Source organism: Dyella ginsengisoli (assembly GCF_044904665.1).
Classification (GTDB): Bacteria; Pseudomonadota; Gammaproteobacteria; order Xanthomonadales; family Rhodanobacteraceae; genus Dyella_A; species Dyella_A ginsengisoli.
The window spans coordinates 325,431-339,859 of the sequence record NZ_JADIKM010000001.1 but is presented as its reverse complement, the minus strand read 5'-3'; the positions used below and the strand labels follow the sequence as shown (position 1 = coordinate 339,859).

15 protein-coding genes are annotated in these 14,429 nt (G+C 68.4%); 10 read left to right on the top strand and 5 right to left on the bottom strand.

Annotated elements, in window-relative coordinates:
- Positions 1-8: 8 nt before the first annotated feature.
- The 7 genes from ISP17_RS01600 to ISP17_RS01570 all read left to right on the top strand — a co-directional run bounded on the left by ISP17_RS01600 (position 9) and on the right by ISP17_RS01570 (position 5,118).
- On the top strand, positions 9-215 hold the full coding sequence (locus ISP17_RS01600; protein WP_404629763.1) for a hypothetical protein: 207 nt from the start codon (positions 9-11) through the stop codon (positions 213-215).
- Between the two features lie 55 nt (positions 216-270).
- Positions 271-750 (top strand): tRNA (uridine(34)/cytosine(34)/5-carboxymethylaminomethyluridine(34)-2'-O)-methyltransferase TrmL, encoded by a 480-nt coding sequence (trmL, locus tag ISP17_RS01595; protein WP_404629762.1) that lies wholly within the window; start codon positions 271-273, stop codon positions 748-750.
- Positions 751-815: 65 nt separating this feature from the next.
- On the top strand, positions 816-1,466 hold the full coding sequence (locus ISP17_RS01590) for a ubiquinone biosynthesis accessory factor UbiJ (protein ID WP_404629761.1): 651 nt from the start codon (positions 816-818) through the stop codon (positions 1,464-1,466).
- Positions 1,463-3,112 carry a ubiquinone biosynthesis regulatory protein kinase UbiB gene (ubiB, locus tag ISP17_RS01585; RefSeq protein WP_404629760.1) on the top strand — a complete coding sequence of 550 codons (1,650 nt, stop codon included), beginning with the start codon at positions 1,463-1,465 and terminating at the stop codon, positions 3,110-3,112. Before ISP17_RS01590 ends, ubiB begins: the two co-directional genes overlap by 4 nt.
- A gap of 104 nt (positions 3,113-3,216) precedes the next feature.
- A complete protein-coding gene (locus ISP17_RS01580; protein WP_404629759.1) occupies positions 3,217-3,918 on the top strand; it encodes a pseudouridine synthase in 702 nt (233 codons plus the stop codon).
- A 178-nt stretch (positions 3,919-4,096) separates the two neighbouring features.
- Positions 4,097-4,519 (top strand): alternative ribosome rescue aminoacyl-tRNA hydrolase ArfB, encoded by a 423-nt coding sequence (arfB, locus tag ISP17_RS01575; protein ID WP_404629758.1) that lies wholly within the window; start codon positions 4,097-4,099, stop codon positions 4,517-4,519.
- Positions 4,516-5,118, top strand: a complete 603-nt coding sequence (locus tag ISP17_RS01570; protein ID WP_404629757.1) for a 1-acyl-sn-glycerol-3-phosphate acyltransferase — start codon at positions 4,516-4,518, stop codon at positions 5,116-5,118. Before arfB ends, ISP17_RS01570 begins: the two co-directional genes overlap by 4 nt.
- A 3-nt stretch (positions 5,119-5,121) precedes the next feature.
- On the opposite strand, the gene ISP17_RS01565 is transcribed toward ISP17_RS01570, so the two are convergent.
- Positions 5,122-6,168 carry a LysR family transcriptional regulator gene (locus tag ISP17_RS01565; RefSeq protein WP_404629756.1) on the bottom strand — a complete coding sequence of 349 codons (1,047 nt, stop codon included), beginning with the start codon at positions 6,166-6,168 and terminating at the stop codon, positions 5,122-5,124.
- 119 nt (positions 6,169-6,287) lie between these two features.
- Here ISP17_RS01565 and aceB point away from each other — a divergent pair, with 119 nt between their 5' ends.
- The gene (gene aceB, locus ISP17_RS01560; protein ID WP_404629755.1) at positions 6,288-7,880 is read left to right on the top strand and encodes a malate synthase A; all 1,593 of its coding nucleotides are present in this window, start codon (positions 6,288-6,290) and stop codon (positions 7,878-7,880) included.
- Positions 7,881-7,919: 39 nt separating this feature from the next.
- Complete coding sequence (gene aceA, locus ISP17_RS01555; protein ID WP_404629754.1) at positions 7,920-9,215, top strand: isocitrate lyase; 1,296 nt, start codon at positions 7,920-7,922, stop codon at positions 9,213-9,215.
- A 155-nt stretch (positions 9,216-9,370) separates the two neighbouring features.
- On the opposite strand, the gene ISP17_RS01550 is transcribed toward aceA, so the two are convergent.
- The 3 genes from ISP17_RS01550 to ISP17_RS01540 form a co-directional block, all read right to left on the bottom strand.
- Entirely contained in the window at positions 9,371-11,170 is a 1,800-nt protein-coding gene (locus tag ISP17_RS01550; RefSeq protein WP_404629753.1) for a cation:proton antiporter, read from the bottom strand.
- Between the two features lie 237 nt (positions 11,171-11,407).
- Positions 11,408-12,907, bottom strand: coding sequence for a YifB family Mg chelatase-like AAA ATPase (locus ISP17_RS01545; protein ID WP_404629752.1), 1,500 nt, complete (start codon positions 12,905-12,907; stop codon positions 11,408-11,410).
- A 146-nt stretch (positions 12,908-13,053) separates the two neighbouring features.
- The gene (locus tag ISP17_RS01540; RefSeq protein WP_404631389.1) at positions 13,054-13,311 is read right to left on the bottom strand and encodes an accessory factor UbiK family protein; all 258 of its coding nucleotides are present in this window, start codon (positions 13,309-13,311) and stop codon (positions 13,054-13,056) included.
- A gap of 185 nt (positions 13,312-13,496) precedes the next feature.
- On the opposite strand from ISP17_RS01540, the gene glnK reads away from it, so the two are divergent.
- A complete protein-coding gene (gene glnK, locus ISP17_RS01535) occupies positions 13,497-13,835 on the top strand; it encodes a P-II family nitrogen regulator (protein WP_404629751.1) in 339 nt (112 codons plus the stop codon).
- Here the strand turns inward: glnK and ISP17_RS01530 are convergent.
- Positions 13,832-14,368 (bottom strand): CcdC protein domain-containing protein, encoded by a 537-nt coding sequence (locus tag ISP17_RS01530; RefSeq protein WP_404629750.1) that lies wholly within the window; start codon positions 14,366-14,368, stop codon positions 13,832-13,834. The two genes, glnK and ISP17_RS01530, sit on opposite strands and share 4 nt — an antisense overlap.
- Positions 14,369-14,429 lie beyond the last annotated feature (61 nt).

Genomic DNA, 14,429 nt, shown 5'->3' with positions numbered 1-14,429 from the left:
GACACCCCATGAAACTCGAATCGCTTCTGCTGCGCGGCCTGTTCGTTGCCTGCCTCACCGTCTGCGGCCTGATCGTAGGCGCCATGCTGGTGCAGACCCCGCCCGCCGTACGCCTGGCTGGCAGTGCCGTGGCCCCGGTGGTCGGCATGGTGGTGCCGGCCAGCGGCTGCGCGCTGCCGCCGGACGGCGTGGTGTGCCCGCGCCAGGCCGGCTGATTGCGCTGGCCTGATCCGGACGACAGCGCCGCCGCTTCGCGGCGATAATCGCCGGATGCTCCACGTCATCCTGTTCCGCCCCGAAATCCCGCCCAACACCGGCAACGTGATCCGTCTGTGCGCCAATACCGGCGCCGCGCTGCACCTGATCCGGCCGCTGGGTTTCGACCTCGACGACGCGCGGCTGCGCCGCGCCGGCCTCGACTACCACGAGTACGCGGCGCTGGCCGTGCACGACAGCCTCGACGCCTGCCTTGACGCCATCGGTCGACCGCGGGTGTTCGCCTTTTCCACCCGCGGTCGCGTGGCGCATGTCGATGCGGCGTTCCAGCGCGGCGACGCCCTGCTGTTCGGCTGCGAGACCGCCGGCCTGCCCGGCGATGTGCTCGACGCAATTCCCGCGCCGCAGCGCCTGCGCCTGCCGATGCGGCCGGACAGCCGCAGCCTCAACCTCTCCAACACCGTGGCGATCGCGGTCTACGAGGCGTGGCGGCAGTTCGGCTTCGAGGGCGCCGCGCCGCTGCCGTCGGGCTGATACCGAGTGCGGCACGCCAGCGCGGCGGCTGCCGGGCTGGACGGTACGGCCGCTACAATCGCCGGATGACTGCCTCCGCCCCCAACGCCTGGCTCCCGCCGCCGCTGCGCAAGCTCGCCGGCCGCGCGCTGGAAACCGCGCTCAACCACACCCTTTCGCTCGATCCGGACACGCAGCACAAGCTCGCCGCGCTGCACGGCCGCAGCGTGCAGTTGCACCTGCGCGGGCCGGAGATCGCGCTCGCGGTGACGGTGGAACAGGGGCAGCTGCGCGTGGGTCCGCCCGCCGAGGACAGCCAGCTGCACGTGGCCGCCTCGCCGGGCAGCCTGCTCGGCATGCTGCTGCGCCGGGGCGACGACGGCGTGGCGCCGGGCAAGGTGGAGATCGCCGGCGACGCCGACCTCGCGCGGCGGCTCGAGAAACTCGCCAGCGGCTTTGCGCCCGACTTCGAGGAAGCGTTCGCGCGCACCTTCGGCGACGTGCTCGGCGTGCCGCTGGCGCGTGTGATCCGCGCCGGCCTCGCCCATGCGAAGGACACCGCCACCCATCTCACCGAAGACAGCGCCGACTGGGTGCGCGACGAGGCGCAACTGGTGATGGGACCGGGCGAAGTGGATGCCTTCCTCGACGGCGTCGATGCGCTGCGCGAGCGCAGCGAGCGGCTGGAAGCGCGGCTGGCCCGCCTGCAGCAGCGCATGCAGGGGCGCGGCGCATGAGCTCGCTCACGGTGTTTCCGCGTCTGCTGCGCGTGGCCTCGGTGCTGTTGGCATGGCGGCTGGACGAGATCGTCGAGGCCGCCCACCTGTTCCGCCCGCTCAAACTGGTGCGCCCGTTCTTCGGCAAGCCGCGCCCGGACGTCGACACACTACCCCGTGGCGCCCGCCTGCGCGGCGCGATGACCGAACTGGGGCCGATCTTCGTCAAGGCCGGCCAGGTACTGTCCACCCGCCGCGACCTGATTCCCGCCGACATCGCCGACGAGCTGGCGCTGCTGCAGGACCAGGTACCGCCGTTTCCCGGCAGCGAGGCGCGCGCCATCGTCGAGCGCGAGCTGAAGCAGCCGGTGACCACGCTGTTCGCCCGCTTCGACGAAACCGCGCTGGCCTCCGCCTCGATCGCCCAGGTGCATGCCGCCACGCTGCGCGACGGCCGCGAAGTGGTGGTGAAGGTGCTGCGGCCGGGCATCGCCAAGCGCATCGCCAACGACGTGGCGTTGCTGCGCTCGCTGGGTGAGCTGGTGAACCGCTGGCATCCGAACGCCGACAAGATCCGCCCGCTGGAAGTGGTGGCCGAGGTCGAGAAGATGCTCGAGAACGAGCTCGACCTGCAGCGAGAAGGCGCCAGCGCCAGCCTGCTCAAACGCAATTTCGAAAGCGGCGTGGACATGTACGTGCCCGCCGTCGAATGGGACTACACCACCGACGGCGTGCTCACACTCGAGCGCGTGTACGGCGTGAGCTGCGACGACGTGGCGGCGATCGACGCGGCCGGCATCGACCGCAAGGCGCTCGCCGTGAAGGGCGTTCGGGTGTTCTACGAGCAGGTGTTCCGCGACAACTTCTTCCACGCCGACGCGCACCCGGGAAACGTCTGGGTGGACCTCGCGCGCAAGGACGATCCGCGCTTCATCGCGCTGGACTTCGGCATCATGGGTTCGCTGCCGGAGGCCGATCAGTACTGGCTGGCGCAGAACTTCATCGCGCTGTTCGAGCGCGATTATTTCCGCATCGCCCAGCTGCACATCGACGCGGGCTGGATGCCGCCGCATTTGCGCGTGGACGAGCTGGCCGCCGCGGTGCGCACGGTGTGCGAGCCATACTTCACCCGACCGCTGTCGCAGATCTCCATCGCCGAGCTGGTGGTGAAGCTGTTCCGCACTGCGCAGAAGTTCGAGCTCACGTTGCAGCCGCAGCTGATCCTGCTGCAGAAGACTCTGCTCAACATCGAGGGCGTCGGGCGCATGCTCGACCCGGATATCGACATCTGGGCGGTGGCGCATCCGGTGCTGGAACGCATCCTGCGCGAGCGCTACAGCCTGCGTCGCACACTGAAGGAGGCGCGCAAGCGGCTGCCCGAGTGGATCAATGCGGCACCGCAGTTTCCCGAGCTGGTGCGCGACGCGCTCAAGCAGGCCGCGCGCGGCGAGGTGCGCAGCGTCAGCGATCCGCTGGCACTTCTGCAGCAGGCGGAACTGGCCCGGCGCCAGCAGCGCGTGCTCGGCGGCGCACTGCTCGGCGGCAGTCTGCTGATCGCGGCCGCGCTGCTGTGGACGCTGGCGCCCCAGCAGGGCGTGTGGCCACCGCTGGTTGCCGCCAGTGCCGGCCTGCTCGCCTTCGCCTTCACCTGGCCCCGCCGCCGCTGACCCTCGGGTAGGAGCCCGCTCGCGGGCGCTGCCTTTCGCTCTGAATCGACATCAAGCCAGGAGCATCGCCCGCGAGCGGGCTCCAACGGCAACACGTGGACCGCATGATCGAGATCCTCCATCAAGACGACGCGCTCATCGCGGTGAACAAGCCCGCGGGCCTGGCCGTGCACCGCTCGAAGATGGTGGGCAACGCGGAAGAGTTCCTGATCGACCTGCTGCGCGAACAGGTGGGCGGCACGGTGTATCTGGCGCACCGACTCGATCGCGCCACCAGCGGCGTGCTGCTGATCGCGCGTTCCAGCGAAGTGGCCAGCGCGCTCGGCGAGCAGTTCATGGGGCGCGACGTGCACAAGCAGTACCTCGCCGTGGTGCGCGGCTGGCCGGAGCCGGTCGAGGCGCTGATCGACTACCCACTGCCCGGCTCGCGCGAGACCGGTCCGCGGCGCGAGGCGCGCACGCGCTATCGCCGGCTGGCCACGGTGGAGGTGCCGATCGCGCTGGGGCGCTACCCGCAGCAGCGCTATGCGCTGGTGGAGGCGGAGCCGGAGACCGGACGCTTCCGCCAGATCCGCAAGCACATGGCGCACATCCACCATCCGATCATCGGCGACTGCCAGCACGGTCGCGGCGACCACAACCGCCTGTACAAGCAGTACTTCGGCTGCCACCGCATGCTGCTGCACGCGCGGCGCATCACGCTGCGCCATCCGGTGAGCGGCGAGCCGCTGGTGATCGAGGCGCCGCTGGACGAGGCGTTCAGCGCGCTGCTCGCGCGCTTCGGCTGGGGGATGAGCGAGGAGTGAGTGAAGAGGAGTGAGAAGTGAGAGAGGGCAGGAGCGGCCGCTCGCTTCTCCCACTGTTCCTGCCCTGGCGTGATGGCTCGCCTTTCCCGTTCCGCCTTTTCTCTTTGCTTCTATCCGCTCTTCTCTCACTCCTCACTCCTCTCCACTCACTACTCGCTCTGCCCCTACACTGCCGCCCATGCTCCAGATCAGCCGCACCCTCGCCATTCCCGACGCCGAGCTCGTCGAGCGCTTCCTGCGCGCCGACGGCCCGGGCGGGCAGCACGTGAACCGCACGGAGAGCGCGGTGGAGCTGCGTTTCGACGTGGCGCTATCGCCTTCGCTGCCGGATGACGTGCGCGAACGGCTGCTGACGCGGCGCGACCGTCGCCTCACCGACGACGGCGTGCTGGTGATCCAGGGGCGACGCTTTCGTGACCAGGGCCGCAACCGCGACGACGTGCGCGAGCGCCTGGCCGAGATCATCCGCGGCGCGCTGGTGCCGCCGAAGAAGCGCGTGGCAACCAGGCCCACCCGCGCCTCCAAGGAGCGCCGCCTCGCCGGCAAGCAGCAGCGCAGCCGGATCAAGCAGGGCCGTGGGAAGCCGGGAGCGCACGAGTGAGGCAGGTGGTTCCGCCGCTGCCGCCGCAGGCGCCGCGCATCCGCAACCGGTTCTGGCCCTGGCTCTGCCGCGGCCTGTTGCGGCTCGGTGGCTGGCAACTGAAGGGTGAGTTTCCCGACCTGCCCAAACTGATCGTGATCGGCGCGCCGCATTCGACCAACTGGGACGGCGTGTGGGGCCTGCTGATGAAGGTAGGACTGGGCATCGACATCAGCATCATGATCAAGCGCGAGCTGCTGGACAGCCCGCTGGGCATTATCCTGCGCCCGCTCGGGCTGATTCCGATCGACCGCGGCGCCGCCACCGACATCGTGCAGCAGATGGCCGCGCGCTTCGCCCAGCATGAACGCATGTGGCTGGGCATCACGCCCGAAGGCACCCGCAAGAAGGTCACGCACTGGAAGAGCGGCTTCCTGCGCATCGCGCGGGCGGCCGAGGTACCGATCCTGCCGGTGTTCATCGATTACCCAAGCAAGAGCTTCACGCTGGGCGCGCCGGTGTACCTGGGCCAGGACGAGCGCGACGAAGACGCGATGGTGCGCATTCGCGCGCTGTTCCGCGGCTATCGCGGCAAGCACCACAACGTCGACGTGGATTGAAGCTCAGCGTTCCGAGTGGCCCGACTCGTCGTAGTCGCGGTGGGTCAGCAGGCCCGGGCGAATCAGGTCGACGAACGCGCGTGCCTCGGCGCTGAGGAATTTTCCCTTGCGCATCACCACGCCGTAGCTGCGCTGGGGGAAGTACTGCTTCATGTTGCGCACGGCAAGACGCGAGCTGTCCGCCTCGGTGATGCAGATGCCGGTGACGACGGAGATGCCCAGGCCCATGGCGACGTATTCCTTGATCACGTCCCAGCCGCCCACCTCGATCGCCACGTGGTACGGCACCTGCCGCTGCTGGAACACCAGATCCACCAGCCGGTAGGTCGACAGCCGCTGCGGCGGCAGGATCAGGCCGTAGGGCGACAGGTCTTCCAGCGTCACGTTGGCCTTCGCCGCCAGCGGATGATCCGGCGGCATGATCAGCATCGGGTCGTAGTGGTAGATCGGCGCCCAGGCGATGTCGTTGGGCACGTCGAGCATGGAGCCCACCGCGAAGTCGGCCTTGTCCTCGCGCAGCAAGGCCATGCCGTCCTTGCCGGTGACGTTGGCCAGCTGCAGCTGCACGGCCGGGTAGCGCTCGCGGTAGCGGCGCACCAGCTCGGGCAGCAGGTACTGGATGGTGGAGGTGCCGGCGGCGATGGTCAGCCGGCCGGCGTGCAGCCCCTTCACCTTGGCCTGGAAGTCGCGATCGAGATTTTCCCAGCCCTCCACCAGCGGGCGCGCCAGCTCGTACAGCGCCTCGCCGGCATCAGTGAGGTTGATGCGTCGGCGGCTGCGCTCCATCAGCGTCACGCCCAGCTCGCGCTCCAGCGCCTGCAGCTGCAGGCTCACCGACGGCTGGGACAGGAACAGCGCCTCGGCGGCGCGGGTCAGGGTGCCCAGTTTCACCGTGGCGACAAAGGCCCGAAGCTGCTTCTGGCGGCTGCCCTTGTAGTAAAACCGCGCCGGGTCGGCCGGCTCGCCGGCGGCGCCTTTGCGGCGGCGCAACACGTCCGGAACGCCTTTTTTCGGCTTTTTTTCCGCCGCCGCGCGGATTTTCTGGCTCATGGAATCAATATGTTGAGGTGATCATTGATAATGACAATAGCAAAAATTGAAACATTTGCTTTGTCAAAGCCAATCTTGAAGGCCTAGTTTGGAGCTCCACCCAAGGCGGAGCAAACATCATGGCCGTACCCCAGCAACGCCTGCCCATCGAGCAGGTGCAGATCCAGGCCGATACGCGCGGCTACGAAGCCATCCTGACGCCCGAGGCGCTGGGCTTCCTCGCCCGCCTGCATCGCTTCGCCGAGCCGCGCCGCCAGCAGCTGCTGCAGGCGCGCCGTGACCGCCAGGCCCGCTACGACGCCGGCGCCCTGCCGAACTTCCGCGCCGACACCGTCGCCATTCGCGAGGGCGATTGGCGCGTTGCGCCGATTCCGGCCGCCCTGCAGGACCGCCGCGTGGAGATCACCGGGCCGGTCGAACGCAAGATGATCATCAACGCGCTCAATTCCGGCGCGAAGGTTTTCATGGCCGACTTCGAGGATTCCTCGGCGCCGAGCTTCCGCAACCAGCTCGACGGCCAGATCAACCTGCGCGACGCCGCCAACGGCTCGATCGCCTACACCTCGCCGGAAGGCAAGCGCTACCAGCTGGCCGGGGAGACCGCCGTGCTGGTGGTGCGCCCGCGCGGCTGGCATCTGCCCGAGCGGCACGTGCTGGTCGACGGCGAGGTGATGGCCGGCGCGCTGGTGGACTTCGGCCTGTTCGCCTTCCACAACGCGCACCTGCTGCACGCCCTGCAGCGCGGCCCGTACTTCTACCTGCCCAAGCTGGAGGCGATGGAAGAAGCCACGCTGTGGGACGACGTGATGGCGCTGACCGAGAACGAGCTGGACCTGCCGGTCGGCAGCATGAAAGCCACCGTGCTGATCGAGACGCTGCCGGCGGTGTTCCAGATGCACGAGATCCTGCACGCACTGCGCCGGCGCGTGGTCGGCCTCAACTGCGGCCGCTGGGACTACATCTTTTCCTACCTCAAGACCCTGCGCGGCCACCGCGACCGCCTGCTGCCCGAGCGTGGCCAGGTGGTGATGACGGTGCCGTTCCTGAAGGCGTACTCGGAGCTGCTGATCCAGACCTGCCATCGCCGCGGCGCGTTCGCGATGGGCGGCATGGCCGCGCAGATCCCGATCAAGGGCGACGAGGCTGCCAACGAGGCGGCGATGGCCAAGGTGCGCGCCGACAAGCTGCGCGAGGTGCAGGCCGGCCACGACGGCACCTGGGTGGCGCATCCGGCGCTGGTGCCAGTGGCCCAGGCGATCTTCGATGAGTACATGCCCGGGCCGAACCAGCTGGACAAGCTGCGCGAGGACGTCTGCGTGACGCGCGAGCAGTTGATCGCGCCGTGCGCCGGTTCGATCAGCCGCGCCGGCTTCGACAACAATGTCGAGGTGGCGCTGCGCTACACCGCCGCCTGGCTGGAAGGGCTGGGCTGTGTGCCGATCCACCACCTGATGGAAGACGCCGCCACCGCCGAGATCGCCCGCGCCCAGCTGTGGCAGTGGCTGCATCACGGCGGGGTGGAGTTCACCGACCACGCGCCGATCGATTTCGCCCTGTTCGATCAGGCGCTGGCATCGCACACGCACAAGCTGCGCGACAGTCTGCACCCCGGTGCCAGCAAGGCCGACGCCGCGGCCGCACTGCTCTCGGCGCTCACCCACGACGACCAGCTCGCCGACTTCCTGACCCTGCCCGCCTACGAGCAGCTCTGACCGACGCGTCACCGCACGAACCAGCTACCGGAGTCCATCATGAAGAACACCCTGCCCACCGCCGATCAGCTCACCCTCGACTGGAGCAACAACCCCCGCTGGGCCGGCATCCAGCGCAACTACAGCGCCGATGACGTGGTGCGCCTGCGCGGTACGGTGGGCGTCGAGCACACGTTGGCCAAGCGCGGTGCCGAGCGGCTGTGGAAGTCGCTGCACACCGAGGATTTCGTCAACGCACTGGGCGCGCTTACCGGCAACCAGGCGATGCAGCAGGTCAAGGCCGGCTTGCAGGCGATCTACCTCAGCGGCTGGCAGGTGGCGGCCGATGCCAACGTGGCCGGCGAGATGTATCCGGACCAGTCGCTGTATCCGGCCAACTCGGTGCCGCTGGTGGTCAAGCGGATCAACAACACGCTGCTGCGCGCCGATCAGCTGCATCACGCCGAAGGCAACGACAGCACCGACTGGCTGGTGCCGATCGTGGCCGATGCCGAGGCCGGCTTCGGCGGCGTGCTCAACGCGTTCGAGCTGATGAAGGCGATGATCGAAGCCGGCGCGGCCGGCGTGCACTTCGAAGACCAGCTCGCCTCGGTGAAGAAGTGCGGCCACATGGGCGGCAAGGTGCTGGTGCCGACCCGCGAGGCGGTGGACAAGCTCAACGCCGCGCGGCTGGCCGCCGACGTCTGCGGCGTGCCGACCCTGCTGGTGGCACGCACCGATGCCGACGCCGCCGACCTGCTCACCTCGGACATCGACGCCAACGACCGCGAATTCATCACCGGCGAGCGCACCGTGGAAGGTTTCTACAAGGTGCGCGCCGGCCTGGACCAGGCCATCAGCCGCGGCCTCGCCTACGCGCCCTATGCCGACCTGATCTGGTGCGAAACCAGCAAGCCGAACCTGGAGGATGCGCGCAAGTTCGCCGAGGCGATCCATGCGAAGTTCCCCGGCAAGCTGCTGGCCTACAACTGCTCGCCCAGCTTCAACTGGAAGAAGAACCTCGACGACGCCACCATCGCCAAATTCCAGAAGGAGCTGGGCGCGATGGGCTACAAGTTCCAGTTCATCACGCTGGCCGGCTTCCACAGCCTCAACTACGGCATGTTCGACCTGGCCCACGGCTACGCGCGCCGCCAGATGAGCGCCTTCGTCGAGCTGCAGGAGAGGGAGTTCGCCGCCGCCGAACGCGGCTTCACCGCGGTGAAGCACCAGCGCGAGGTCGGCACCGGCTACTTCGACCAGGTGACCCAGGCGATCCAGCAGGGGCAGTCCTCGACCACGGCGTTGACCGGCTCCACCGAAGAGGCGCAGTTCACCCGCCACGCGGCGGCGTAAGGGCGCAAGAGCGGGGAGTGAGTGAAGAGAAGTGAGGAGTGAGAGAAGAGCGTCGTCCTGAGCGATTCTCTCTCTTGCTCCTCACTTCGCGCTTTCTATCCGCGTGCGTGTTTTAAGCGAGCGGCGCGAGGTGCATAACGCGACGAGCCTTTCCCTCACTTCTCACTTCTCGGTCGCTCGCCAGGCACGAGCGCAATCACCAGCCAGCCCGGCCGCGGCTCAAGCTCGCGCTTGGCCGATGCCACGCGCAGCGCTCCCTTTTCCTCGATGCCGAACAGCAGGATCAGCGGCGAGCCGTACTGCTCGACGAAATGCGGCCAGTCGAAGGTGGTGGTGAGGCGGGTCGACTTGATCCGCCAGCCCTGCGACAAGCGCTCGGCGAAACGGCCGTGGGTCATCGTGTCGTCGAACAGCGGCGGAGCCAGCAGACTGTCGGCCAACGCGACGCGATCGGTCGCCTCATCCACGCTCAGGTTGCGCAGGCGGTAGACCTTGTCGCGGCCGAATTCCTCGCGGTAATGCAGGCAGGCGATGGAATTGCGTTCGCGATGGGTCGACATTGCCAGCAGGCGGCCGATGCCGGTCAGATCGAGATGGCGCTCGGCGTGGTTCGACGCCGGGTTGCCGAAGAATGTCGGCAAGCCTTCCATGCGCGCCTGGCGAATACCGTCCCAGTCGTCGTCGGCAAGCAGCAGGCGAACCCCGGCGTCGTGCAGCGCCTTGGCCACCGCGCGCGCCACGATGCCCGAACCGAACACCAGCACGCCGCGCGGCTCGGGCTCGGCCACCTTCAGCCAGCGGGCCAGCGGACGGGCCGTGGCGCTCTGCAGCACCACGGTACCGATGATCAGGATGAACACCAGCGGCACCAGCGCGTCGGCTCCGGGCAGCCCCAACGCGCCGAGGCGCAACGCGAACAGCGCCGAGACCGCCGCCGCCACGATGCCGCGCGGCGCTACCCAGGCGATCAGCGCGCGCTCGCGCCAGTTGAGCGCGCTGCCGGCGGTCGCCAGCGCCACCGTGACGGGACGGATCAGCAGTTGCGAGGCCAGCAGGATGCCGATGCCGGCCATCAGCATGCCCGGCGGCAGCGGCCACTGCAGTCGCGCGGCGAGCAGGATGAACAGGCTCGACACCAGCAACGTGGTCAGGTGCTCCTTGAAGTCGAGGATGTCGTCGACGTGCAAGCCACGCATGTTGCCCAGAGCGATGCCCATCACCGTCACCGCCAGCAAGCCCGATTCGTGGGTGATCGCGTTGGAGACGCTGAAGGTCAGCAACACCGCTGCCAGCGTGCCGAAGTTCTGCAAGTACTCGGGAATCATCTGCCGGCGCAACAGCTGCGCCAGCACCCACGCCGCTACCGCTCCGGCCAGCACGCCACACAGGATGGTGCCGAGGAACACGCCGATCGTGTGCCCCTGCTGGCGCGAGACGATCGCCTCGTAGATCAGCACGGCGAACAGCGCGCCGAGCGGATCGATCACGATGCCTTCCCAGCGCAGCGTGTTGGCGATGCGGGCGTTCGGGCGGAGCGTGCGCAGCATCGGCGCGATTACCGTCGGCCCGGTCACGCAGGTGAGCGCGCCGAACAGCAGCGCGATATCCCAGCCCAACCCGGCCAGCAGGTGCGCCGCAGCCGCCAGCATCAGCAGCGCGGCGACGGCGCCGTAGCTCACCAGTCCGCGCACTGCACGACCGATTTCGAGCAGCTCGCCAAATCGCAGGCTCAGACTACCTTCGAACAGGATCAAGGCCACCGACAGCGACACCATTGGGAACAGCAGTGGCCCGAGCAACCAATCCGGCTGCACCACGCCGGCCACCGGGCCGAGCACGATGCCGGCCAGCAGCAGAAACAGGATCGCCGGCAACTTCACCCGCCAGGCCAGCCACTGCGCGGCAAAGCCGATGCCGAGCAAGCCGGTCAGCAGCAGTCCGAGCTCAAGATTCATGCACGCTTCCGGAAGGCGATCCGCCGGGCATCGGAACACGCGCTCGCCTGCGCGTCCACCCGCAGGACCGGGGACGCGATTGGGCAGGACGGAAAAGATGGCCCCGGCATCGGAGGGAGGGAGGGGGAGCCGATGCCGGGGCGCGGGGGTCGGGACATTTGCGAACCGACGGGTGCAGATAATAGCGGGCGACAGGAGCAAGTCAATACTGCCCGGTACACAAAATGTCGCAGGGACTCAGAACCGGCGATATTGCAGGGCTTCGGCCAGGTGGGCGCGGTCCAGCAGGCCGGCGCCGCCGTCCAGATCGGCGATGGTGCGCGCCACCCGCAACGTGCGGTGATAGGCGCGCGCGGAGAGGTTGAGACGCTCGAGCGCGGCCTCGAACCAGCGCCTTTCGGCCGATCCCAGCGCGCAATCGCGCTCGAGTTCGCGTGTGCTGATTTCTGCGTTCGGCCGTCCCGCCCGTTGCAGGGCATGGTCGCGCGCGCGGATCACCCGCTGGCGCACCGTGGCGGAATCCTCGTCGTGCTCGCTGCGCGGCGAGCCGATCTCGGCCAGCGGCACGCGCGGCACCTCCACGCTGAGGTCGATGCGGTCCAGCAATGGCCCGGAGATGCGGGCGCGATAGCGCTGGATCTGGTCCGGCGTGCACTGGCAGCGCTGGCGGGGATCGCCCGCATAGCCGCAGGGACAGGGATTCATCGCGGCGATCAGCTGGAACTGGGCCGGGAAACTGGACTGCCGGGCCGCGCGGGAGATCATGATCTGCCCCGACTCCAGCGGCTCGCGCAGCACGTCAAGCACGTGGCGACTGAATTCCGGCAGCTCGTCGAGAAACAGCACGCCGTTGTGGGCCAGCGAGATCTCGCCGGGCCGGGGATAGGATCCGCCACCAACCAGGGCCACCGCCGACGCGGTGTGGTGCGGTGCGCGAAATGGTCGATGGCGCCACTGCGCCGGATCGACCGGCTGGCCGGTCACCGAGAGCACGGCGCAGGTTTCCAGCGCCTCGGCCTCGGTGAGCGGCGGCAGGATGCCGGGCAGGCGCTCGGCCAGCATCGTCTTGCCGGTGCCCGGCGGTCCGACCATCAGCAGGTGGTGGCCGCCGACGGCGGCAATTTCCAGCGCCCGGCGCGCCTGCAACTGGCCGCGCACATCGCTCATGTCCGGGCAGGCCATCGCGCCCGTGCCGTCGCTGCAGCGTCCCGGCGGCGCCAGCGTGGAGGCGTTGTGCAGCCAGCCACAGACCTCGGCCAGGCTGTCGGCCACCATCACGTCCACGTCCGATACCAGCGCTGCCTCGGCCGCGTTGGCGCGCGGGACGACCACCCGGCGGCCGCGAGCCCGTGCACGCAGCAACGCAGGCAGCACGCCGGAGACGCCGCGGATCGCCCCGGAGAGCGCCAGCTCGCCCAGGAATTCGCAATCGTCGAGCTTCTCCCGCGGCACCTGGCCGCCCGCCGCGAGGATGCCCAGGGCAATGGCCAGATCGAAACGACCGCCATCCTTGGGCAATTCGGCCGGTGCGAGATTCACCGTGACCTTGCGGTCCGGATAGCTGAAAGCGGTGTTCTGGATGGCCACGCGCACGCGATCACGCGCTTCGCGCACGGCCGCCTCGGGCAATCCCACGATATTGGTGCCCGGCAGGCCACCGGAAAGATGGACCTCGACCATTACCTGCGGTGCGGTCACCCCTTCCTGGGCACGGCTGAGCGTGACGGCCAGGCTCATGGACGAGGCGGGCGACCGGTAGGGAGACGGCCGCGGAGGAACGTGCGCATGCAGCAGCTCCGGTCGATGGGGCATAAATAACCGCCCCCGACCATTCTCGGGGTGAGGTGACAGGTCGGGGGCGGCTCCCGGGAGACGTTTACGGCTTAGGAACCGCGAGCAGCGGCCATCGTCTCCAGATCGGCGATGCGCTTTTCCAGTTCGTCAACCTTGGCGCGAGTGCGCGCCAAAAGTTGACTCTGGACATCGAACTCTTCGCGGGTGACCAGGTCAAGGCGGCGCAATCCGTGCGCCAGGACATCGTTAAAGTTGGTTCGCAAATCCTGATGCGCTTGAGCCAATCCTGGCGGCACCAACGAAACAAGTCGCAGGGCAAGTTGATCGATATCCTGCCTATCCATCATGGATAGCACCTCGAACTCGTCGAACTGAAGTGTAGGTAAACGCGCTTTGTGACCGCCATCGGGAAGCTCCGCCGGAGTTTGTAGGGATTGTCCTACACGCTGGATCAAGGCGACAGCGCGGGCGCGACAGCGCAAAATGCCGGTTCCGCGCCGGTCCCCGCCGGCGCCCGCGACGAGGAGCATCCATGAAGCTGGTATCGGCGGTCATCAAGCCGTTCAAACTGGACGATGTGCGCGAAGCGCTGGCCGAGGCCGGCGTGCAGGGCATCACGGTGACCGAGGTGAAGGGCTTCGGCAGGCAAAAGGGCCATACCGAGCTGTATCGGGGGGCGGAATACGTCGTGGACTTCCTGCCCAAGATCAAGCTGGAGGTGGCAGTGGCCGACGACCAGCTCGAACGCGTGGTGGATGCGATCCAGAACGCCGCCCGCACCGGCAAGATCGGCGACGGCAAGATTTTCGTCAGCGCGCTGGATCAGGTGATCCGCATCCGCACCGGCGAACTGGACAACGACGCGCTCTAGGCCCCGCCCACCCACGGGGCCTGCGCCCGCTCGAAGCGGCGGTGGTGCACCAGCAGGCCGCTGAAGTAGGCCACGTAATAACCCACCAGCAGGCCGAACACCGCCATGGTGAGCGGGCTGCTGCCGATCGCCGGCCCCGCGTAGGCACCCGGCTCCGACGCCAGCTGCGGCATCGCCACCAGGAACCGCCAGGCCAGCCGGCCGACCAGCAGCGCAGTGAGCAGGGCGCCGATCCAGGGATTGGGTATGTAGCCGTCGCTGCCGTCTGCCCGGCGGTCGAAACGGGTCAATCGCAGGCCGACCAGGCCGAGCAACACGCCGACAAGGACGCCGGCGAGCAGGCCTTCGAGCAACGGCGGGTGCGCCAGCCCCGGCCACGCCACCAGCGCGCCCAGCAGGACGAACGTTGCGATGCGCGCCAGCATGCGGCCACGGCGGATCGGCTGGCGGCCGAACTGGCTGCGCACGCGGCGCCAGATCAGCAGTCCCATCACGGGAATCATCACGGCGAGCGAGGTGAGATGCGGTGTCATGCGCGGCGTTTCCTTCCATTGAATGAGGGCCAGCGTAGCGGCCGACCCTGGCATCGGTGCA